Source organism: Kluyvera sp. 142486 (genome assembly GCF_046569695.1).
In the GTDB taxonomy this organism is placed as follows: Bacteria; Pseudomonadota; Gammaproteobacteria; order Enterobacterales; family Enterobacteriaceae; genus Kluyvera.
The window spans coordinates 20,402-40,485 of sequence record NZ_JBKHUI010000025.1 but is presented as its reverse complement, the minus strand read 5'-3'; the positions used below and the strand labels follow the sequence as shown (position 1 = coordinate 40,485).

Below are 20,084 nucleotides of genomic sequence, written 5' to 3'. Positions count from 1 at the left end.
TCGCCTTACGATTTGGCTTTTGGCATCTGGGAAACCAGCGACAGATTGACATCCATCCCTTCCACCTGGAAGTGAGGCACAGCGTACAGCTTCACGCGGAAGAAGCCCGGATTATCCTCGATATCTTCCACCACAACTTTCGCATCGCGCAGCGGGTGGGAAGCCTGCAGCTCGTCGCCCGGATCGGTCATTTCAGTCACTAACGTGCGCACCCAGGTGTTCAGCTCCAGCTCCAGTAGACGGCGGTCCTTGGTGGTACCGATGTTTTCGCGCTGGATAAGCTTAAGGTAGTGCGCAATACGCGACAGCAGGAAGATGTACGGCAGACGGGCATTGATACGGCTGTTGGCCGTCGCATCCGCGGTGTCGTACAGAGCCGGCTTCTGGGTGGAGTTGGCGCTGAAGAAACAGGAATAATCTCTGTTCTTATAATAACTTAGAGGAATAAATCCCAGGTTCGCAAACTCAAACTCGCGGGTTTCCGGGATCATCACTTCTGACGGGATCTTGACCTGATTGCCAGTGCCCAGATCGTACAGATGAATAGGCAGATCCTGCACGGCACCGCCGGCCTGCGGGCCACGGATTTGCACACACCAGCCGTTGTTAATGAAGCTGCGAACCATGTTAGAAGCGAACGCAAACGAGGCGTTAGTCCACAGGTATTTGTTGTGATCCGGGCCTTTCACTTCTTCCACGTAGTTGAAGCTACGAACGGGCACAGTGTCCGGGCCATACGGGAGACGACCCAGCACGCGTGGCATCACCAGGCCGATATAGCGAGCATCATCCGTCTCGCGGAAGGATTTCCACTTGATATACTCTGCACGGTCGAAGTAGTTACCGATATCCTTGATGGCCGCCACTTCCTCCATAAACTCCTTCAGGAAAAATTTCGGGCCGGCAGAGCCGATAAACGGCATGTGGGCAGCGGCAGACACTTTTGAAATGTTGCGCAGGAGCGCGACATCCTGCGCAGAAGCATCAAATTCGTAAGCGGAAATCAGCGCAGCGATCGGCTCTCCACCCGGTGTGTCATACTCATCAATATAGGTATGTTTATACAGCCCGCTCTGAATGATTTCCGGGCTGTCTTCGAAGTCCTGGCGCAGGTCTTCTTTGGACATATCCAGTAGCTCAACCTTTACGTTCTGGCGGAAATCAGTCTTATCGACAAGCGATTTCACGCCGCGCCACAGACTTTCCACCGCCTGAAAGGCATCATGGTGCATTACAGCATCAAGCTGGCGGCTAATCTGGTAGTCAAGCTCAGCGATATGATGGTCAATCAGGTTTTTGTCGAGTTTTTCAACCTTTGAACCCGACTTTTTAAGGCACTCCAGGAATACCTGCATGCCGGCCGTTAAACGTTCATCCGCAGTCGCATCTGACATCGCCTGTGCATCCTGCCAGATATCAAGCGCACTTAGCGTGGACACCGGGTTTAGATTAATTTTCTCAAACAGGGACGCATAAACCCCACCAGCCACAGGACGATCCAGCACCATACTCTCGCCACCAGCGACATTCTCATTTTTTACAGACATCAGCATCTTCCTTATTAATCCGTTAAATCGTCATGACCGTTATGACTGTTTAGGGGCCAGAGCCGAAAGTTCGGCTCTGAGCTCTGCACTTAGCGCCGGGTCGAGCAGAATCTTTTCTAGCTCTTTTCGGAATGCCTGGTTGTCCAGCAAGTTAGCTTTCAAATCACGGAGTAGATTTCGCATAGAAAGCATCGCTTTCAATTGCGGTATTTGCCGGGAGACCTGTTCAGGATTGAAATCCTTCATGCTCTGGAATGTCAGACTGATATTGTCTTCGCTACCGTCGGCAGCAAGCGTATTCTGGACGGTTAGATTTATTTTTGGGGAATATTCGGAAAGTACCGCATCAAAGTTATTTTTATTCAAATTAACTTTCCCACGTTCTGATAATGGCGCTGTTTCCTGACCATTACTGAAATCGCCTGCTACAAGTAATTTCAAGGGGAGTTCAGTTTTCTTGCTAGCCCCACCCGTATGCAGATCGAGTTTTAGGTTAATACGTGCCTTTGGCACTTCATTCTGGAAACTGTCAGCCATCTCATCATCCCTCAGTTTATCGCTGTGCGCACTTTTCATACTACAGTAGTTACCACGCAATAATAGAATAATGATCGACACAATATCAAATTTTCAGATCTTTAGTCCGAAATTGGAATATTCTTAAGAATTTTCTACTACCCGATCATGGTGGATAGTACTGAAACATCAGTAAAATGAACCACAATTGGTACAATGCGCGAACATTAATGTCGCAACAGTTAAAACATATGGTAAGTTTCTATGAAAATGATCTCGCATTGATTTAGATCAATATAGAAATGATAAAAACACCCATTCCATTTCAGATATATGATTTGAAAACAGCAAGAGATAAAGCGGAGGGAATAACAGGAAAACCGAAGCTATAATATTGCGAAAAATGGCAATGTCTTCCCGCAGCAATTCCGTAGAAAAAGCAAAAGCATGATCATGAAGAAAGGACAGATAAACCTGGTTGCCTCCTGCCAGTCCCAGCATGGAGGCATAAGGTTATTGGTTAAATACTCCCAGATACCAGATATATCAGACGACGAAGAAAGCCATAAAGATAAAAAGCTAATCAGCGGACATAAGATTGAAAACGAGGTTGTGGTAAACGGCTATAAAATCAAAGCCGCACCCTCGCTGGCGCCACTTCTGGTTGAGTAAAAATATCCTACAAAACAAACGCAAAAAGGGCTTGTCTTTCGACAAGCCCTTTTCTAATTTGGCGGAAGCGTAGAGATTCGAACTCTAGAACCCTTTCGGGTCGCCGGTTTTCAAGACCGGTGCCTTCAACCGCTCGGCCACGCTTCCAATGAGGCGCACTATAAACATCCCGAACGGACCTGTAAAGCACCAAAACGTTCGTTTGCCTGAAAAACAGCCAAAATGTGGTTATTCGTCTGAAAAAACAACAAAGTGGCTATTTTTACGACGCTTTATTCCTCAAATTTCCGCTTAATGCTTTTTGATGTAGATATCTTTGGTGGAGAAGTTTCCAAGGCGATCCGGCGCAAAGCCGCCAACCCACGGTTTCACCAGGTGCGTACGCACATAGTGATAAACCGGAATGGCGGGTACATCACGCGCCAGCAGATCTTCGGCTTTCTGGTAGTCACGTGCGCGCTGAGCGACATCTTGCGTTCTGGCCGCATCGCGCAGTGCCTCGTCGTAGTCCGGGTTGCTGTACTTCGCCGTATTCTCGCTGTCGCCGGTACGGAAAGTGTTGAGGAATGTCGACGCATCATCGTAGTCAGCAATCCAGGCGTAGCGCACGACATCAAAATTACCGGTATGCATCGCATCCAGCATAGTTTTCCATTCCTGATTTTGCAGCCTGGCTTCAACGCCGAGATTTTTCTTCCACATCGAGGCCGCGGCAATGGCTATACGCTGATGCGATTCCGAGGTGTTGTATAGCAGGTTGAATGACAGCGGGTGCGCTTCATTAAACCCGGCTTCCGCCAGCAGCTTTTTCGCCTCAGCCAGACGCTTATCGCGTGGCCAGGAGGCGTATTCAGGCCCGTGTAACTTCACACCACCAATATCTGGCTGGCTAATCACCCACGCTGGGCTCTGCCCCTGCCCCAATACTTTGTCGGCGATAATGTCTTTATCCAGCGCCATATTCAGCGCACGACGCACGCGGGCATCGTTAAACGGTGGTTTCGTGGTGTTGAACTCATAGTAGTAGGTTGCCAGTTGAGGTTTAACGTCCACCTGATCGCCGAGCGTCTTTTTCAGCTGGCTGAACTGGTTAATCGGTAAGGTATAAACGATATCGACTTCACCCGCCTTGTAACGGTTCACATCGGAGGCTTCAGAACGAATGGGCAGATAGGTCACCTTATTGACCACGGTCTTCGCATTATCCCAATAATGAGGGTTGCGTTCGGCTACAATGCGCTCGTTGACCACCCACTGCGACAGCGTATAAGCCCCGCTCCCCACAAAGTGCTCTGGCTTCACCCATTTATCCCCAAAGCGACCGATCAGCACTTTATCCAGCGGCACCATTGATGGGTGCGCTAGCATGGCGAGGAAAGCAGAGTTGGGCTGCGTCAGGGTCACTTCGATAGTGGTGTCGTTCAGCGCCTTAACGCCGAGGGTATCCGGCGCTTTCTTGCCTAAAGCGATCTCCGCCGCATTTACAATATGCATATTCCCGGGATAGCTGGCGTAAGGCGACGCGGTGGTTGGGGTGACCAGGCGCTGCCAGCTCCAGACGACATCCTGCGCGGTAATTGCTGAGCCGTCGGACCAGGTAATCCCGGGGCGCAGGTGGAACGTCCAGACAGTGTTGTCTTTGTTGTCCCAGGACTCCGCCAGCCGCGGCTCAATGCTGCCATCGGGTTTCACCGCCACCAGCCCATCAAACAGATCGTTGAGGATGTTGAACTCAACGTCGCTCTCTACTTTATGCGGGTCAAGCGAGGCTGGCTCATTGCCGTTGCCACGCACCAGTTCCTGTTTGTCCGCCAGCGCAGTACCTTCCGGTACGTTTGCGGCCTGTGCGGCTGCGCTTAAACCTAGCGCCAGCAGCGCGATCGTGATGTTGTTATTGTGTTTTAATTTCATTTCCATTGCCTTGTCGTTATAACCCTCTTCACTCTTGACATGAAGCGGTGATAACGCAAGGGCTTTCAACAACCTATAAGAGATTGATCTCGCTCTTTCTGGCTTTATTAATAGAATCTGTGACCGACCAGTAATACCCTGATTCGGCAGAGTAAAGATGGGTAAAACCATTTGGGAATAAAAGAGAGATTTCTTATTCTATGCCACTAATAACATCTGTCATAAGAGAGTGACTCATGGATCGCATAATTACTTCATCGCGTGACCGCTCATCGCTGCTGAGCACACACAAAGTCCTGCGTAATACCTATTTCCTGCTGAGCCTGACGCTGGCGTTTTCCGCCATTACCGCCACGGCCAGCACCGTGTTGATGCTGCCGTCTCCAGGCCTGATCCTGACGCTGGTTGGCATGTACGGTTTAATGTTCCTGACCTACAAAACGGCCGATAAACCGGTAGGTATTCTGTCTGCCTTCGCCTTCACCGGCTTCCTGGGCTATATCCTGGGGCCGATTCTGAACGCATACCTGTCTGCGGGCATGGGGGACGTTATCGGTATGGCGCTGGGCGGTACGGCGCTGGTGTTCTTTAGCTGCTCGGCCTACGTGCTGACCACCCGTAAGGACATGTCCTTCCTCGGCGGTATGCTGATGGCCGGTATCGTGGTAGTGCTGATTGGTATGGTGGCAAACATCTTCCTGCAGCTGCCTGCCCTGCACCTGGCGATTAGCGCGGTGTTTATCCTGATCTCTTCCGGTGCCATCCTATATGAGACCAGCAACATCATCCGCGGCGGTGAGACCAACTACATCCGCGCTACCGTTAGCCTGTACGTCTCGCTGTACAACATCTTCGTCAGCCTGCTGAGCATTCTGGGCTTCGCAAGCCGCGATTAACCCCGTCTCAACGGACTCAAGGCCTCGCTTATGCGGGGCCTTTTTATTTGCTACACTTCCCGCCATCTGTTTGTTGCGTGAAATATTATGCTTATCTACGAAAACACCGAAATTGAAACCGATAGCGAAGGCTATCTCAAAGACACCACGCTGTGGAGCGAAGGGCTGGCAGAAGCGATTGCCGCTAACGAAGGTATTACGCTGAGCCCTGAGCATTGGGAAGTCGTGCGTTTTGTACGTGCGTTCTATCTGGAGTTCAACACCTCGCCGGCGATTCGTATGCTGGTTAAGGCAATGGCGAACACCTTCGGCGAAGAGAAAGGCAACAGCCGCTATCTGTATCGTCTGTTCCCGAAAGGCCCGGCCAAGCAGGCCACCAAAATCGCGGGTCTGCCAAAGCCAGTGAAGTGTATTTAATAGCGAATACTGAAGTTGCTCCACGCTTTTTCGGGTTGATGAGGTTCCGTCAGAACTCTATCAACCCGTGCACTGCGCGGCCCGCCCGCTTTTAGCCATGCCAGTAGCTTCTCAACCTGTTCATCATTGCCGCAGGCCACAACTTCTACGCTGCCATCATCCAGGTTCAACGCATAGCCGCGCAAGCCAAGGCGCACGGCCTCCTGCTGGGTAAAAAAGCGAAAGCCTACGCCCTGGACCTGGCCGTAAACCCAACAAATCACGCATTTATCCATGCGGTTCTCCTCCGGTAAGGTTCAGACGATTTCTCCCACTCTACCGCCAATTGTCCTGACATTCTTCCGCTGTTCGTTGCATTTGTGCAGCGAAGTCGGGAAAATGCAGCCTGATCCCTTCCTATATAGTCAGATAAAAAACTATGAGTGTACGTTTAGTGTTAGCCAAAGGGCGCGAAAAATCATTGTTGCGCCGTCATCCCTGGGTCTTTTCCGGTGCGGTTGCACGTATGGAAGGCAAAGCCAGCCTCGGTGAGACCATTGATATTGTCGATCATCAGGGTAAATGGTTAGCCCGCGGCGCATATTCCCCAGCTTCGCAAATCCGCGCTCGCGTGTGGACTTTCGACGCCAATGAAACTATCGATATCGACTTCTTCGTGCGTCGTCTTCAGCAGGCGCAAACCTGGCGCGATTGGCTGGCACAGAAAGACGGGCTGGACAGCTACCGTCTGATCGCCGGTGAGTCTGACGGCCTACCGGGCGTGACTATTGACCGCTTCGGTTCCTTCCTGGTGCTGCAGTTGCTGAGCGCCGGTGCCGAATACCAGCGTGCGGCGCTGATTAGCGCTCTGCAAACGCTGTATCCGCAGTGTGCGATTTACGATCGTAGCGACGTTGCGGTGCGCAAAAAAGAAGGCATGGAGCTGACTCAAGGGCCAGTGACCGGGGAACTACCGCCTGCTCTGCTGCCAATTGAAGAGCACGGGATGAAGCTGCTGGTCGATATCCAGGGCGGCCATAAAACCGGTTATTACCTCGACCAGCGCGACAGCCGTCTGGCAACGCGTCGCTACGTGGCGGATAAACGCGTCCTGAACTGCTTCTCCTACACCGGCGGCTTTGCGGTCTCCGCGCTGATGGGCGGCTGTAGCCAGGTTACTAGCGTGGATACCTCTCAGGAAGCACTGGACGTAGCACGTCAAAACGTCGAGCTGAACAAGCTGGATCTGAGTAAAGCCGAATTTGTGCGCGACGATGTCTTTAAGCTGCTGCGTAAATATCGCGACCAGGGTGAGAAGTTCGATGTGATCGTCATGGATCCACCGAAATTCGTCGAAAACAAAAGCCAGCTGATGGGCGCCTGCCGCGGCTATAAAGACATCAATATGTTGGCTATCCAGCTGTTGAACCCAGGTGGCGTGCTGCTGACCTTCTCCTGCTCCGGCCTGATGACAACGGATTTATTCCAGAAAATCATCGCCGATGCCGCTATTGATGCCGGTCGTGATGTACAATTTATAGAGCAGTTCCGTCAGGCAGCCGATCACCCGGTGATTGCAACCTACCCGGAAGGACTGTACCTGAAAGGATTTGCCTGCCGCGTCATGTAACTTGAAAAGCGAAATGGTGTCTATATATGTAGAGATACAGAGATAACGCCATTTCCCGGGAGGTGAGTATGATGATTACCAGCAAATTCGGTATTGGCCAGCAGGTGCGTCACTCCCTGCTTGGCTACCTGGGCGTGGTGGTAGATATCGACCCGGTTTACTCGCTTGACGATCCTGACCCCGACGATCTGGCGGCAAGCGACGAGCTTCGTGCTTTGCCGTGGTATCACGTGGTAATGGAAGATGACGAAGGCCAGCCGGTGCATACCTATCTGGCCGAAGCCCAGTTGAGCAGTGAACCGCGAGAAGATCACCCAGAGCAACCCACGATGGATGAACTGGCGCGTACCATCCGCCGACAGCTACAGGCACCGCGGCTGCGTAACTAATCGCCGCGTTAATGACAAAACCCCGCATTGCGGGGTTTTTTGTTATGACATAACGGTGGGAATCTTTATTTTGCCAGGCCCAGACGAGGGATCTCAATCGCCGGGCAACGGTCCATCACCACCTGCAGACCCGCATTGCGTGCCAGCACAGCCGCCTGTTCGTTAATGACCCCAAGCTGCATCCACAGCGTTTTAGCGCCAATCGCAATTGCCTCCTGTGCCACGCCCCATGCGGCTTCGGAATTGCGGAACACATCCACCATATCGACCTTCTCTGGCACATCGGCAAGCGTGGCGTAGCCTTTCTGCCCCAGCAGCGTGCCGCCAGCCACCTTCGGTGATACCGGAATCACGCGATAGCCTTGATCCAGCAGATATTTCATTACCCGATAGCTCGGGCGGTCAGGTTTGTCGCTCGCCCCTACCAGTGCAATGGTGTGGGTGTTGGTCAAAATGTTGGCAATATCATTTTCTGTCATCATTATCCTCCTGGCTAATAGATTAAGTGTACGCGAGCACGCTGATGTCGCGCGTCAAATTTTTGCTATTCAGAGCTTGCAGGCTGATTTGCTTGCAGTAATCTGTCTGGATTACACACTTAGGGAATGGCTTTATGGAATTGACGACCCGCACCTTACCGGCGCGTAAACACATTGCTCTGGTGGCACACGACCACTGCAAAGATATGCTGATGAAATGGGTGCAGCGCCACCGGGATTGCCTGGCGCAGCATACGCTGTCCGCCACCGGCACCACCGGTAACCTGGTGCAACGCGCCACCGGTCTGGAAGTGAAAGCCATGCTGAGCGGCCCGATGGGCGGCGATCAGCAGGTTGGCGCACTGATTTCTGAAGGTAAAATCGACGTTCTGATCTTCTTCTGGGACCCGCTCAACGCCGTACCGCACGACCCGGACGTTAAGGCGCTGCTGCGCCTGGCAACCGTCTGGAACATTCCGGTTGCCACCAATGCGTCCACCGCCGACTTTATTATCCAGTCACCGAACTTCAGCGAGCCGGTCGATATTCTGATCCCTGACTATCAGCGCTACCTCTCCGAACGCCTGAAATAAGCATCCGCTAATCCCGGAGTCACGACAGCGACTCCGGCTTATCTTACGGTTTACGTGCCACCGGCACCGATAGCTGCTGCAAAATGTCGACGAACGGTGACGGCTGTTTAGCATTAAACAGTAGCCAGACGCGAAGACGTGCGCGAGTGATAGCCACGTAGAGCAAACGACGTTCTTCGGCATCCGGGAAATCTTCCGGCGCAGGCAGCAGCGCCTGTTCCATAATCGATTCCCGCGCGGGGGCCGGGAAACCATCAAACCCTTCCTGTAATCCCAGCACGATAACGTAATCCGCCTGCTGGCCCTTACTGGCATGAACGGTCATAAAGTCGATATTCAGTTTCGGCCAGCGGGTCACCGCTTTTTCCAGCGCAGCCGGTTTTAGATGGTGATAGCGCGCCAGCACCAGAATCCGCTGCTCCTCGGTGGCATAGCCGCTGAGCTTATCGAACAGCGCATCGAGCTTATCGTCCTCCAGCAACGTCACCGCATTTTTGTCACCCGCCGTCAGGCTGTTGAGGGGTTTACTCAACTGATGCGGGTTCTGCTGAATAAAGCGATTGGCAATTTCACCAATACGGCCGTTGAAACGGTAAGTGGTGTCGAGCGCACAGTTATCGCCTTCACCAAAATAGTGATTAAAAGCGGTCGTCAGCGATAGTTGCGCGCCGCTAAAGCGATAGATAGCCTGCCAGTCATCGCCCACCGCATAGAGCGAAGTATGCGAATTCTGTTTGCGCAGCGCCGCCAGCAGAGCGGCTCGTTGCGGGGAGATATCCTGGAATTCATCGATCAGAATATGCTTCCACGGGCTGACAAAACGCCCTTTTTCCAGAATATTGATGGCCTGATGGATAAGCCCGGAGAAGTCGACGGCGTTTTCTTCTTTCAGCGCCGTTTTCCACGCTTTCAGCAGCGGAGCCATCAGCTTGACGCGTTTGCCAAACAGATCGCGCACTTCTTCCGGCGCGCCGGCAATCATCTCCGCCTGAGAGCCGCCGTGCATACGCATCAGGCTGACCCAGCGATCAAGGCGACTTCCCATGCGCTTGATGATCTTCTCATCTTCCCAGAAATTACCCTCGGCAACGTCCCAGCCCAGTTCATCCTGGAGCCACAGTCGCCAGCCCTTGGCCTGGGCTTTTTTCTCCCGACACTGCTGCTGCCAGCACTGGGTAAACAGCGTATAACGAGCAGTCGCGTCATTCTCCAGTTTGCTGACCACGGGAACTTTCTTGCTGCCCTGCTGAATAATATGCAGCGCCAGCGCGTGGAAAGTTCGCGCGGTGATAGCATCGGTATGCAGACGCGTTTGCAGGCGTTCATCCATCTCCTGCGCCGCTTTACGGCCAAAAGCCAACAGCAGAATTTGCTCGGCAGAAGCTTCACCACGCGCCAGCAGCCAGCCCGCGCGTGCGACCAGCACGGAAGTTTTACCGCTGCCGGCCCCCGCCAGCACCAGCAGCGAGCGCTCACCGTTAACCACCGCTCTGGCCTGGGAGGCATTTAGCGGCGATGACTCTATCTGCTCGAAGAATTCGTGGTACTGCTCGAGCATTGCATCGGTATAACGCTGATTATGCAGTGCGCGGCCGCTCTCTTTATCCGCGAGCCATGCCTGACACTGCCGCCACGGCTCGCGGCAGTTATCGAACGCCTCAAGACGATCGGTCGGCAGCGGCAAGCCTTCCAGCGCCTGCATAATCTGCTCGCGTATCTTTTTCGCCTGCTGACGGGTGAGCCACTGCGTTTCCACGCTACTGCCGGCGATAATCGCCAACTGCTTTTCGAGCAGTTCGGCTGCGATTTCGCTCATTTCCACGCCCCACTGTTGCCAGAGGCTGCTTAAATGACGGTGGAAGCGCTGCGTCTCCCCCCATTCGGTTCCATGCAGGCGCACAACTTTATCCTCAGACAACACAAACTCCAGCTCCCCCCACACCAGACCACGCTTGCAGTTAATCGCAAGGAGTTGGTTGAAAGGAATGAGATATTCATGTTGAGGGCCGGAAACTCTGACACCCGCATTGAGGATCTCAACCCGGTCGTAAGGGTGCTGCGCCATGCGCTTGCCCAGCGTCGTTGCTTTTAATTCCATGTTGTGTCGAATCCTGACTTTTTCGATACCTCACAGTGTAACCGCCAGAGAATAGGTGCTCCAGCGCAAAAAAACGTTACAATCATCAGGTCTTATTATTCACAACGCAGCACAGGGGATTTATGCGTACAGTTCTGAATATTTTGAATTTTGTGTTAGGTGGATTTCTGACAACGCTGGGCTGGCTATTTGCGACGTTGGTCAGCATCATCCTGGTTATCACGCTTCCGCTCACACGCTCCTGCTGGGAAATAACCAAACTGTCGTTATTGCCTTACGGTAACGAAGCCGTTCATGTTGACGAACTGGACCCCGCCGCCAAAAGCGGTGTGATGAACGCGGGCGGAACCGTGCTGAATATCGTCTGGTTCGTGCTGTTTGGCTGGTGGCTGTGCCTGACGCATATCGTCGCTGGGATAGCCCAGTGCGTTACTATTATTGGTATCCCTGTCGGTATCGCTAACTTTAAAATTGCCGCCATAGCCCTTTGGCCGGTAGGCCGACGTGTGGTGCCAGTGGAAGTAGCACGAGCGGCACGTGAAGCCAATGCGCGCCGCCGTTTTCAGTAATCAGGACGACTAATCGCTATGCTAAGCCCGTTGCTTCGCCGCTATACATGGAACAGTACCTGGCTCTACAACGCCAGAATCTTTATCGCGCTCGTCGGCACGACCGCGCTACCCTGGTGGCTGGGCGATGCCAAACTTACCATCCCGCTAACCCTGGGTGTGGTTGCCGCTGCGCTGACCGACCTTGATGACAGACTCACCGGGCGACTGCGCAACCTGGTGATCACCCTGATCTGCTTCTTTATCGCTTCCGCATCGGTCGAACTGTTGTTTCCGTGGCCGTGGATGTTTGCTCTGGGTTTAACCATTTCGACCATCGGTTTTATTCTGCTCGGCGGCCTGGGGCAGCGCTATGCAACCATCGCCTTTGGCGCGCTGCTGATTGCCATTTATACCATGCTTGGTGTGTCGCTTTATGCGCATTGGTATCAACAACCACTGCTGCTGATTGCCGGTGCCGTCTGGTATAACGTGCTGACGCTAACCGGCCACCTGATTTTTCCTATCCGTCCGTTGCAGGATAACCTCGCCCGCAGCTATGAACAGCTTTCCCGCTATCTTGAGCTGAAGTCACGCCTGTTTGACCCGGACCTGGATGATAAAGACCAGGCGCCGCTGTATGAATTGGCGCTAGCGAATGGGCAGCTAATGGCAACGCTCAACCAGACTAAGGCTTCTTTATTAACGCGTCTGCGTGGTGACCGCGGGCAGCGCAGCACTCGTCGAACGCTGCACTACTATTTTGTTGCTCAGGATATTCATGAGCGCGCCAGTTCATCGCATATCCAGTATCAGGCACTGCGCGATACGTTCCGCTATAGCGACGTGATGTTCCGCTTCCAACGACTGCTCTCCATGCAGTCGATGGCTTGTCAGGATCTGGCGAAAGCCATTTTGCTGCGCACGCCCTACCAGCACGATGCCCGGTTTGAGCGCGCATTTTCCCATCTGGATGCCGCATTAGACCGCGTTCGCGCCAGCGGCACCGCGCCGGAACAGATGAAAGCGCTCGGTTTTTTACTCAACAACCTGCGCGCCATTGATGCGCAGTTGGCGACCATCGAGTCAGAACAACTGCAGTCGCAGGCGAAAAGCGAGACGGAAACTCTGTTGGCGGACGATAGCCTGCACGGTTTTGCCGACATTCGCTCACGCCTGAGCCGCAATATGTCGCCGGAGTCGGCGCTTTTTCGTCACGCGGTGCGTATGTCGCTGGTGCTGTGCGCAGGCTATGCGTTTATTCAGTTCACCGGTTTAGAGCATGGCTACTGGATCTTGCTCACCAGCCTGTTTGTCTGTCAGCCCAACTATAACGCCACCCGTCACCGCCTGGCGCTGCGTATTATCGGTACGTTAGTCGGCGTGGCGCTTGGGCTGCCGATTCTATGGCTGGTACCTTCGCTTGAGGGCCAATTGGCGCTGATTGTGGTCACCGGCGTTCTGTTCTTTGCGTTTCGCAACGTTCAGTATGCCCACGCCACGATGTTTATCACGTTATTGGTACTGCTGTGTTTTAATCTGCTCGGTGAGGGCTTTGAAGTGGCGCTGCCGCGCGTGGTGGATACGTTGATTGGCTGCGGTATAGCATGGGTCGCCGTCAGCTTTATCTGGCCTGACTGGAAGTTCCGCAACCTTCCTCGCGTGCTGGAGCGCGCCGTGGATGCCAACTGCCGCTATCTGGATGCGATTCTTGAACAATACCACCAGGGGCGCGATAACCGGCTAGCCTATCGAATCGCGCGACGAGATGCCCATAATCGCGATGCCGAGTTAGCTTCCGTGGTCTCTAATATGTCGAGCGAACCGAGAGTGACAGCCGAAATGCGGGAAACGGCGTTTCGTTTACTGTGCCTGAACCATACCCTCACCAGCTATATTTCCGCCCTGGGAGCCCACAGGGAGAAGCTGGCTACGGCGGAAATACTGGCTCTTCTGGACGATGCGGTATGCTACGTCGACGATGCCCTGCATCACCAGCCTTCCGATGAGGAACGGGTGCAGCAGGCATTAAGCGACTTAGCAGCGCGAATCCAACATCTCGATCCTCGCCCAGACAGCAAAGAGCCATTAGTGTTGCAACAAATCGGCCTGATGATTTCGTTGTTACCTGAAATCTGCCGCCTGCAAAAGCAGGTTATGGCATAAGATCAGTTGAATGGGCATTGGCTAATGCCCATTCCAGCAACTCCTGGCGCCGCTGCGCCGGGAGCGTGGCGGCATGAACGCCAACAATCGCCCCTTCCAATGAAAACAGCACATTAATACTGATCTGTTTGCGAATGCGACGAAGCGCTAACCACGTCTCTTCCGCACCTATCTGCTGTAGCATTCGAACATCCTTAATGCCCGCTTCACTCAGCAACAGCTCCATATGAAAAGAGAGATTGGGAAGATCTTTTATCCTCTGCGGCCCCTTCCGGATTTTCTCACGTCGAGCGTCAGCCAGCGAGAACTGCCCAAGCTGTAATAACGTCGGCTGATCGGCCCAAAGCATACTGTCGACGTGGAAATATTTTAACTGCTGTGAACATCCTCTTTTGCGTAACGTTAATAATGTAGGCGAATGCTTGGCCTGGTATTGCGCGCTCTCCTCACACATTCTCAGGTACAGTTCCCCTTCAGAAACCATTGCAAACACCGCATTGTTGACGGCAAGGGTGTAGCCGCCGAACAGCGCCCGTGACTTGATTTTGCCCAACAGCGAAAAGTATTCCTGGGACTGATAAATCCGTTTATACGATATTTTCTTCATGATTAATCCTTAATAATCATGGACATGGAAGCATTAAATTAATTAATGGAAGACATAATAAGCAACATAGGCGCGTTCTTTCGGCGCGGCAAGGTGAATTTGCCATCGGAGGCATTTAGAGTGCATTTTTGCGAGTTGCTTTCAGAAAATGAGGTTGATCTTTAATCTTCGGGGTAGTACTGTATATTCATACAGTAACCCACAGGGCTGGATTAACTATGTATACTTCTGGTGTTGTAAATCGTTCTTCTGCCGCGGCAACCACTACCGCTTCCCATACTTTTACCTCTGTAAAAGCGCCGTCTGCGGCTTTAATCAGCGAAGTTCTTTATCGGGAAGATCAGCCAATGATGGCGCAGCTATTACTCTTACCATTGCTGCAGCAGCTTGGTCAGCAGTCCCGCTGGCAGCTTTGGCTAACGCCGCAACAAAAGTTAAGCCGCGAGTGGGTACAGTCATCCGGTCTACCGCTCACGAAAGTCATGCAACTGCGCCAGATGTCCTCATACGACATGCTTGATTCTATGGTTCGGGCATCCCGGACTGGAAATTATAGCGTGGTTATCGGCTGGCTGACGGATGAATTATCAGCAGAAGAACATGCTCGATTACAGCATGCTGCGGAAGAAGGGAACGCGATGGTGCTCATTATGCGACCAGTTCAGTCTTCCTCTCACTCAACAGGACAATTTAATGGGCTAAAAATTCACTCAAATTTGTATCATTGAGTGAAATTAGGATTATTCCTGGGATTTTTTTTGCAGTTTTTTTATCTTCGCGATTTTACGGATGATTTTAGACAGAACGCTTGTCTGGTGCGGTTCGCGGTATTTTATATCGATTAATTTTTCGACACATTTGTTAAATATTGCATATACAACTCTTTTTTTTTCATAAGCCTGACGGAGTTCACACTTGTAAGTTTCGAACGACGTTGTAGACTTTACATCGCCAGGGGTGCTCAAGCTTAACCGCAGTTATCTGCTGAGTATTTTATTAAGCCACGCCCCCGGTGGAAGGATTTAACCGTGAGTCTATTTAGAACTTCATGGCAAATTTTGGATGATAACGAGGCGCAAAAAATGAAAAAGACAGCTATCGCGATTGCAGTGGCACTGGCAGGCTTCGCTTCCGTAGCGCAGGCCGCTCCGCAAGACAACACCTGGTACGCGGGCGGTAAACTGGGTTGGTCCCAGTTCCATGACACCGGCTGGTACAACAGCTCCCTGAACAACAACGGTTCTACCCATGAAAGTCAGCTGGGCGCAGGCGCGTTCGGTGGCTATCAGGTTAACCCGTACGTTGGCTTCGAAATGGGCTACGACTGGCTGGGCCGTATGAAATACACCGGCAGCGAAAACAATGGCGCACTGAAAGCTCAGGGCGTACAGCTGACCGCTAAACTGGGCTACCCAGTAACCGACGACCTGGACATCTATACCCGTCTGGGTGGCATGGTATGGCGTGCTGATTCCAGCAACAAACTCGGTGGTGACAACCACGACACCGGCGTTTCCCCAGTATTCGCTGGCGGCGTTGAGTGGGCTGTTACTCGTGACATCGCTACCCGTCTGGAATACCAGTGGGTTAACAACATCGGCGACGCAAACAGCGTTGGCGTACGTCCTGACAACGGCATGCTGAGCGTAGGCGTTTCCTACCGCTTCGGCCAGCAGGATGCAGCAGCTCCAGTAATCGCTCCAGCTCCGGCTCCAGCTCCAGAAGTACAGACCAAACACTTCACCCTGAAGTCTGACGTTCTGTTCAACTTCAACAAAGCAACTCTGAAACCAGAAGGTAAGCAGGCTCTGGATCAGATGTACTCCCAGCTGAGCAACCTGGATCCTAAAGAAGGTTCCGTAGTGGTTCTGGGCTTCACCGACCGTATCGGTTCTGACGCTTACAACCAGGGTCTGTCCGAAAAACGTGCACAGTCCGTTGTTGATTACCTGGTATCTAAAGGTATCCCAGCTGACAAAATCTCTGCACGTGGCATGGGCAAATCTAACCCAGTTACTGGCAACACCTGTGACGGCGTGAAAGCTAAAGCTGCGCTGATCGACTGCCTGGCACCAGATCGTCGCGTAGAGATCGAAGTTAAAGGTAGCAAAGACGTTGTAACTCAGCCTCAGGCTTAAGTTCTCGTCTAATAAAAAACCCCGCTCTGCGGGGTTTTTTTTGGTCTGAATCTGTCGCAACCGGCGTTAAAGCAGCGGTATCGCCTACTTCTCTTTGCCCAGCATCGCCTCCAGATCCTGTTTCAGGCTGGACATCTTTGTCGCATACTTCTCTTTATTCTCGGCATCTTCAATAAGCTGAACAACCGTTTCAGACAAGGTTTTACCCCGGCGCTGTGCAAGCCCTGCTAAACGCTGCCAGACAACGAATTCCAGATCGATAGATTTCTTACGGGTGTGCTGGTGCTCGGCGTTAAAATGACGTTTACGGCGTGCGCGAATCGTCTGCTTCATACGGTTCACCAGCTGCGGGTTCATGTGCTGAGCAATCCAGCCATTCACCAGAACCGGTTCATTTTCCAGTTTCAGCAAAACATCGACAGCCTCTTGCGCGGCGCTGGCTTCAATGTAACGGGTAATGGACTCACCTTCCCGGTGCTTTTTCACCAGATATTTCCACTTCCAGCCGCTTTCAAGATTTTCCAGTTGTTGATATTTCATTGCGATCTCAGTGTGACCGTGTAACTCTTTTCAGGATAACAGTTTTTCCTCAATGTGCTGAGAAGAAATCTGCAACTGTGATACGGATAAGGCTGACGCCCAAAGATACTTCCCTATTCTCCGTGAGCTTCCCAACGGCATCAGGTATAATCACGCACTTTACATCTGACTAAAAATAGCGACATTGACTATAAATACTCTTTCCCGGCGCTTTCTCGCCCCCGCGACTGAAGCATACCAGGCGCTATTTGCCCAGCCTGATTTAGCCTCAGAAAACGACGCATTATTCAGCGAACTCCAGGCTCGTTTACACTACGCGCTGGAGCAGTTTCTGCATCCACAGGGGATCTCCCCGTTCTTGCTGGTCAAAGCACCAGAAGAAAAAGAGTACCTGCAGCTGCTCTCGCAAACGGCCCTCTCACTGCGCAATAGCGATGAATCCGCTCTGACGGGCGTTGATTATCAGGCTATCGGTGGCAAAGTCACCGTACAGCCTGCCCGTAGCGCAGATGACAACTTCGCAAGCCGCTGCCCCATCATTTTTGCTGACTGGGTCGAAGCAGAACAACTTTTTGGCTGTGTTCGTCAGTTTAATGGCGAAATCAGCCTGCAGCCTGGTCTGGTTCATCAGGCCAACGGCGGCATTCTGATCCTCTCTTTGCGCACGCTAATGTCGCAGCCCATTCTGTGGATGCGCTTAAAAAACATCGTCACTCAACAGCGCTTCGACTGGCTGACCTTTGACGATGCGCGCCCGCTACCGGTGAGCATCCCTTCTATGCCGTTAACGCTTAAGGTCATGCTTGTCGGTGAGCGTGAATCGCTGGCGGATTTCCAGGAGATGGAGCCTGAACTGGCTGAATCCTCGCTGTACAGCGAGTTTGAAGATAGCCTGCAACTGACGGACGAAGAAGCACTCAGACAATGGTGTCAGTGGGTCTCCGGGGTGGCACGTGAGAAATCGCTGCCAGGGCTTGCAGCCGACGCCTGGCCGCTTCTGATGCAGGAAGGCGCCCGTTACACCGGCGACCAGGAAGTGATGCCACTCTGCCCGCAGTGGATTAGCCGTCAGCTACGTGAAGCCTCACCGTTTACCACCAACAGTACTATCAATGCCGAACAGCTGAAAACGATGCTGGTACAGCGCCAGTGGCGTGAAGGGTTCCTGGCAGAGCGTATGCAGGACGAAATTCTACTGGAACAGATCCTGATTGAAACCGAAGGCGAATGCATCGGTCAGATCAACGCCCTGTCAGTCATTGATTTCCCTGGTCACCCTCGCCCATTCGGTGAGCCCTCACGCATTAGCTGCGTAGTGCACATCGGCGACGGCGAGTTTACCGACGTCGAACGTAAAGCCGAACTCGGTGGCAATATTCACGCCAAAGGGATGATGTTAATGCAGGCCTTCTTAATGGCCGAGCTGGATCTGGAACAACAACTGCCGTTCTCTGCCTCCATCACCTTTGAACAATCTTACAGTGAAGTCGACGGCGACAGCGCTTCCATGGCCGAGCTCTGTGCGCTCATCAGCGCCCTGGCGAACGTGCCGATTAACCAAAGCATTGCCATGACTGGCTCTGTCGATCAGTTTGGTCGCGCCCAGCCGGTTGGCGGCCTGAATGAAAAAATCGAAGGTTTCTTTGCTATCTGCGCTCAGCGCGGCCTGAGCGGCAAGCAGGGGGTGATTATCCCTTCCGCTAACGTTCGCCACCTGAGCCTCGCAACCGAGGTGCAGGAAGCGGTAGAGGCCGGAGAATTCTCCATCTGGGCTATTGATGATGTGACCGATGCACTACCGCTTCTCATGCAATTGAACTGGGACGGTGAAGGACAGACGCTGTTGCAAACTATTCAGGAACGCATTGCACAAGCTACGCAGCAGGAGCCTCGCTACCGCTATCCGTGGCCGTTACGCTGGTTAAATCGTTCAGCTTCCAACTGATCGGACTTGTTCAGCGTACACGTGTTAGCTATCCTGCGTCCCGAACTCAAAATAAGGCTTACTGAAAACATGGTAGATAAACGCGAATCCTATACAAAAGAAGACCTTCTTGCCTCTGGTCGCGGTGAACTGTTTGGCGCTAAAGGCCCGCAGTTGCCAGCTCCTAGCATGCTGATGATGGATCGTGTCATTTCAATGACCGAAACCGGCGGCAACTTTGACAAGGGTTATGTTGAAGCTGAGCTCGATATCAATCCTGACCTGTGGTTCTTTGGTTGCCACTTTATCGGCGATCCAGTGATGCCAGGCTGCCTGGGTCTGGATGCAATGTGGCAGTTAGTTGGTTTCTACCTCGGCTGGCTGGGTGGCGAAGGCAAAGGCCGTGCGCTCGGTGTGGGTGAAGTTAAATTCACCGGTCAGGTTCTGCCAACCGCGAAGAAAGTGACCTACCGTATTCACTTCAAGCGTATTGTTAACCGTCGTCTGATCATGGGTCTGGCGGATGGTGAAGTGCTGGTTGATGGTCGTCTGATCTATACCGCTAACGACCTGAAAGTGGGCCTGTTCCAGGACACTTCTGCATTCTGATGCTGTTTGTCGTCAGAAGGAACTGACGATAGAGTAGCGTTGTGAATCTAAAGGCGAAACCTCCGCAGTGCGGAGGTTTCTTTTTAAAGAGACAGTGTCAGGCGACTACCGCCCTGTCCTCCATGGCTTCTCGCCAGCCTCCCAGCCAGTAAGACCTCTGGTTAATGGTCTGGTATGGACACATTTCTTTTGGTCGTCCGGTAATCCCGGCCTGATACCCACGCTGATGTGCCCGCTCCAGGCGATCTCGTTTTTGTCTCTTCATGCCTCGTTTCCCTCATATCTTGGTCTGGTGGAAAAGAAAACAGTGGTTACAAAGTGTGCAGCCACATAATACGAATACCGCTAAACCATTCCCCCGTCAATGCGCAGAATTCATACCAATGTCATATTTGTGAGCTACTCAGAAGAACATTTGTACAAAA

Annotated in this window: 21 protein-coding genes and 1 tRNA gene; 12 read left to right on the top strand and 10 right to left on the bottom strand. The window is 52.6% G+C overall.

What is annotated here, in order from left to right; genetic code table 11:
* Positions 1 to 5 precede the first annotated feature (5 nt).
* Both tssC and tssB read right to left on the bottom strand, forming a co-directional pair.
* Entirely contained in the window at positions 6 to 1,553 is a 1,548-nt protein-coding gene (tssC, locus tag ACLGE8_RS21265; protein WP_411001048.1) for a type VI secretion system contractile sheath large subunit, read from the bottom strand.
* 33 nt (positions 1,554 to 1,586) lie between these two features.
* Positions 1,587 to 2,084, bottom strand: coding sequence for a type VI secretion system contractile sheath small subunit (gene tssB, locus ACLGE8_RS21260; protein WP_411001046.1), 498 nt, complete (start codon positions 2,082 to 2,084; stop codon positions 1,587 to 1,589).
* Between the two features lie 432 nt (positions 2,085 to 2,516).
* Here tssB and ACLGE8_RS21255 point away from each other — a divergent pair, with 432 nt between their 5' ends.
* A complete protein-coding gene (locus ACLGE8_RS21255) occupies positions 2,517 to 2,735 on the top strand; it encodes a hypothetical protein (RefSeq protein WP_411001044.1) in 219 nt (72 codons plus the stop codon).
* 59 nt (positions 2,736 to 2,794) lie between these two features.
* Here the strand turns inward: ACLGE8_RS21255 and ACLGE8_RS21250 are convergent.
* A tRNA-Ser gene (locus ACLGE8_RS21250) sits at positions 2,795 to 2,882 on the bottom strand.
* Positions 2,883 to 3,026: 144 nt separating this feature from the next.
* On the bottom strand, positions 3,027 to 4,646 hold the full coding sequence (locus ACLGE8_RS21245; RefSeq protein WP_411001042.1) for an ABC transporter substrate-binding protein: 1,620 nt from the start codon (positions 4,644 to 4,646) through the stop codon (positions 3,027 to 3,029).
* Between the two features lie 236 nt (positions 4,647 to 4,882).
* Here ACLGE8_RS21245 and yccA point away from each other — a divergent pair, with 236 nt between their 5' ends.
* Positions 4,883 to 5,542 carry an FtsH protease modulator YccA gene (yccA, locus tag ACLGE8_RS21240; RefSeq protein WP_052284078.1) on the top strand — a complete coding sequence of 220 codons (660 nt, stop codon included), beginning with the start codon at positions 4,883 to 4,885 and terminating at the stop codon, positions 5,540 to 5,542.
* A gap of 87 nt (positions 5,543 to 5,629) precedes the next feature.
* The gene (tusE, locus tag ACLGE8_RS21235) at positions 5,630 to 5,959 is read left to right on the top strand and encodes a sulfurtransferase TusE (RefSeq protein ID WP_333499420.1); all 330 of its coding nucleotides are present in this window, start codon (positions 5,630 to 5,632) and stop codon (positions 5,957 to 5,959) included.
* Here the strand turns inward: tusE and yccX are convergent.
* On the bottom strand, positions 5,956 to 6,234 hold the full coding sequence (gene yccX / locus ACLGE8_RS21230) for an acylphosphatase (protein ID WP_411001040.1): 279 nt from the start codon (positions 6,232 to 6,234) through the stop codon (positions 5,956 to 5,958). The genes tusE and yccX overlap by 4 nt on opposite strands.
* A gap of 143 nt (positions 6,235 to 6,377) precedes the next feature.
* Here yccX and rlmI point away from each other — a divergent pair, with 143 nt between their 5' ends.
* Together rlmI and hspQ are read left to right on the top strand one after the other, a co-directional pair.
* On the top strand, positions 6,378 to 7,568 hold the full coding sequence (gene rlmI, locus ACLGE8_RS21225) for a 23S rRNA (cytosine(1962)-C(5))-methyltransferase RlmI (protein ID WP_185666530.1): 1,191 nt from the start codon (positions 6,378 to 6,380) through the stop codon (positions 7,566 to 7,568).
* Between the two features lie 71 nt (positions 7,569 to 7,639).
* Entirely contained in the window at positions 7,640 to 7,957 is a 318-nt protein-coding gene (hspQ, locus tag ACLGE8_RS21220) for a heat shock protein HspQ (RefSeq protein ID WP_220441056.1), read from the top strand.
* Positions 7,958 to 8,022: 65 nt separating this feature from the next.
* On the opposite strand, the gene ACLGE8_RS21215 is transcribed toward hspQ, so the two are convergent.
* Positions 8,023 to 8,436, bottom strand: coding sequence for a CoA-binding protein (locus ACLGE8_RS21215; protein WP_185666755.1), 414 nt, complete (start codon positions 8,434 to 8,436; stop codon positions 8,023 to 8,025).
* A gap of 134 nt (positions 8,437 to 8,570) precedes the next feature.
* Here ACLGE8_RS21215 and mgsA point away from each other — a divergent pair, with 134 nt between their 5' ends.
* Complete coding sequence (gene mgsA / locus ACLGE8_RS21210; protein ID WP_185666531.1) at positions 8,571 to 9,029, top strand: methylglyoxal synthase; 459 nt, start codon at positions 8,571 to 8,573, stop codon at positions 9,027 to 9,029.
* 43 nt (positions 9,030 to 9,072) lie between these two features.
* Here the strand turns inward: mgsA and helD are convergent, their stop codons facing one another.
* Positions 9,073 to 11,127 (bottom strand): DNA helicase IV, encoded by a 2,055-nt coding sequence (helD, locus tag ACLGE8_RS21205; RefSeq protein ID WP_411001037.1) that lies wholly within the window; start codon positions 11,125 to 11,127, stop codon positions 9,073 to 9,075.
* A 122-nt stretch (positions 11,128 to 11,249) separates the two neighbouring features.
* Here helD and ACLGE8_RS21200 point away from each other — a divergent pair, with 122 nt between their 5' ends.
* The gene (locus ACLGE8_RS21200) at positions 11,250 to 11,696 is read left to right on the top strand and encodes a YccF domain-containing protein (protein WP_411001035.1); all 447 of its coding nucleotides are present in this window, start codon (positions 11,250 to 11,252) and stop codon (positions 11,694 to 11,696) included.
* Positions 11,697 to 11,714: 18 nt separating this feature from the next.
* Complete coding sequence (gene yccS, locus ACLGE8_RS21195) at positions 11,715 to 13,841, top strand: YccS family putative transporter (protein ID WP_411001033.1); 2,127 nt, start codon at positions 11,715 to 11,717, stop codon at positions 13,839 to 13,841.
* On the opposite strand, the gene ACLGE8_RS21190 is transcribed toward yccS, so the two are convergent.
* A complete protein-coding gene (locus tag ACLGE8_RS21190; protein ID WP_411001031.1) occupies positions 13,831 to 14,448 on the bottom strand; it encodes a TfoX/Sxy family DNA transformation protein in 618 nt (205 codons plus the stop codon). The genes yccS and ACLGE8_RS21190 overlap by 11 nt on opposite strands.
* A gap of 218 nt (positions 14,449 to 14,666) precedes the next feature.
* Here ACLGE8_RS21190 and sulA point away from each other — a divergent pair, with 218 nt between their 5' ends.
* Both sulA and ompA read left to right on the top strand, forming a co-directional pair.
* Entirely contained in the window at positions 14,667 to 15,176 is a 510-nt protein-coding gene (gene sulA, locus ACLGE8_RS21185; protein WP_411001029.1) for an SOS-induced cell division inhibitor SulA, read from the top strand.
* A 354-nt stretch (positions 15,177 to 15,530) separates the two neighbouring features.
* The gene (gene ompA / locus ACLGE8_RS21180; RefSeq protein ID WP_411001027.1) at positions 15,531 to 16,586 is read left to right on the top strand and encodes a porin OmpA; all 1,056 of its coding nucleotides are present in this window, start codon (positions 15,531 to 15,533) and stop codon (positions 16,584 to 16,586) included.
* Between the two features lie 84 nt (positions 16,587 to 16,670).
* On the opposite strand, the gene matP is transcribed toward ompA, so the two are convergent.
* Complete coding sequence (matP, locus tag ACLGE8_RS21175) at positions 16,671 to 17,126, bottom strand: macrodomain Ter protein MatP (protein ID WP_333495765.1); 456 nt, start codon at positions 17,124 to 17,126, stop codon at positions 16,671 to 16,673.
* A gap of 184 nt (positions 17,127 to 17,310) precedes the next feature.
* On the opposite strand from matP, the gene ACLGE8_RS21170 reads away from it, so the two are divergent.
* Together ACLGE8_RS21170 and fabA are read left to right on the top strand one after the other, a co-directional pair.
* Positions 17,311 to 19,071, top strand: coding sequence for an AAA family ATPase (locus tag ACLGE8_RS21170; protein ID WP_411001025.1), 1,761 nt, complete (start codon positions 17,311 to 17,313; stop codon positions 19,069 to 19,071).
* Between the two features lie 69 nt (positions 19,072 to 19,140).
* Positions 19,141 to 19,659 carry a bifunctional 3-hydroxydecanoyl-ACP dehydratase/trans-2-decenoyl-ACP isomerase gene (gene fabA, locus ACLGE8_RS21165; protein ID WP_185666540.1) on the top strand — a complete coding sequence of 173 codons (519 nt, stop codon included), beginning with the start codon at positions 19,141 to 19,143 and terminating at the stop codon, positions 19,657 to 19,659.
* A 97-nt stretch (positions 19,660 to 19,756) separates the two neighbouring features.
* Here fabA and rmf read toward each other — a convergent pair whose 3' ends face one another.
* Positions 19,757 to 19,924 carry a ribosome modulation factor gene (gene rmf, locus ACLGE8_RS21160; protein WP_035892402.1) on the bottom strand — a complete coding sequence of 56 codons (168 nt, stop codon included), beginning with the start codon at positions 19,922 to 19,924 and terminating at the stop codon, positions 19,757 to 19,759.
* Positions 19,925 to 20,084: the final 160 nt, after the last annotated feature.

Excerpts from the sequence above, each read along its gene's own strand:
- tssC (WP_411001048.1), bottom strand. The coding sequence starts at position 1,553 with ATGCTGATGTCTGTAAAAAATGAGAATGTCGCTGGTGGCGAGAGTATG.
- tssB (WP_411001046.1), bottom strand. The coding sequence starts at position 2,084 with ATGGCTGACAGTTTCCAGAATGAAGTGCCAAAGGCACGTATTAACCTA.
- ACLGE8_RS21255 (WP_411001044.1), top strand. The coding sequence starts at position 2,517 with ATGAAGAAAGGACAGATAAACCTGGTTGCCTCCTGCCAGTCCCAGCAT.
- ACLGE8_RS21245 (WP_411001042.1), bottom strand. The coding sequence starts at position 4,646 with ATGAAATTAAAACACAATAACAACATCACGATCGCGCTGCTGGCGCTA.
- yccA (WP_052284078.1), top strand. The coding sequence starts at position 4,883 with ATGGATCGCATAATTACTTCATCGCGTGACCGCTCATCGCTGCTGAGC.
- tusE (WP_333499420.1), top strand. The coding sequence starts at position 5,630 with ATGCTTATCTACGAAAACACCGAAATTGAAACCGATAGCGAAGGCTAT.
- yccX (WP_411001040.1), bottom strand. The coding sequence starts at position 6,234 with ATGGATAAATGCGTGATTTGTTGGGTTTACGGCCAGGTCCAGGGCGTA.
- rlmI (WP_185666530.1), top strand. The coding sequence starts at position 6,378 with ATGAGTGTACGTTTAGTGTTAGCCAAAGGGCGCGAAAAATCATTGTTG.
- hspQ (WP_220441056.1), top strand. The coding sequence starts at position 7,640 with ATGATTACCAGCAAATTCGGTATTGGCCAGCAGGTGCGTCACTCCCTG.
- ACLGE8_RS21215 (WP_185666755.1), bottom strand. The coding sequence starts at position 8,436 with ATGACAGAAAATGATATTGCCAACATTTTGACCAACACCCACACCATT.
- mgsA (WP_185666531.1), top strand. The coding sequence starts at position 8,571 with ATGGAATTGACGACCCGCACCTTACCGGCGCGTAAACACATTGCTCTG.
- helD (WP_411001037.1), bottom strand. The coding sequence starts at position 11,127 with ATGGAATTAAAAGCAACGACGCTGGGCAAGCGCATGGCGCAGCACCCT.
- ACLGE8_RS21200 (WP_411001035.1), top strand. The coding sequence starts at position 11,250 with ATGCGTACAGTTCTGAATATTTTGAATTTTGTGTTAGGTGGATTTCTG.
- yccS (WP_411001033.1), top strand. The coding sequence starts at position 11,715 with ATGCTAAGCCCGTTGCTTCGCCGCTATACATGGAACAGTACCTGGCTC.
- ACLGE8_RS21190 (WP_411001031.1), bottom strand. The coding sequence starts at position 14,448 with ATGAAGAAAATATCGTATAAACGGATTTATCAGTCCCAGGAATACTTT.
- sulA (WP_411001029.1), top strand. The coding sequence starts at position 14,667 with ATGTATACTTCTGGTGTTGTAAATCGTTCTTCTGCCGCGGCAACCACT.
- ompA (WP_411001027.1), top strand. The coding sequence starts at position 15,531 with ATGAAAAAGACAGCTATCGCGATTGCAGTGGCACTGGCAGGCTTCGCT.
- matP (WP_333495765.1), bottom strand. The coding sequence starts at position 17,126 with ATGAAATATCAACAACTGGAAAATCTTGAAAGCGGCTGGAAGTGGAAA.
- fabA (WP_185666540.1), top strand. The coding sequence starts at position 19,141 with ATGGTAGATAAACGCGAATCCTATACAAAAGAAGACCTTCTTGCCTCT.
- rmf (WP_035892402.1), bottom strand. The coding sequence starts at position 19,924 with ATGAAGAGACAAAAACGAGATCGCCTGGAGCGGGCACATCAGCGTGGG.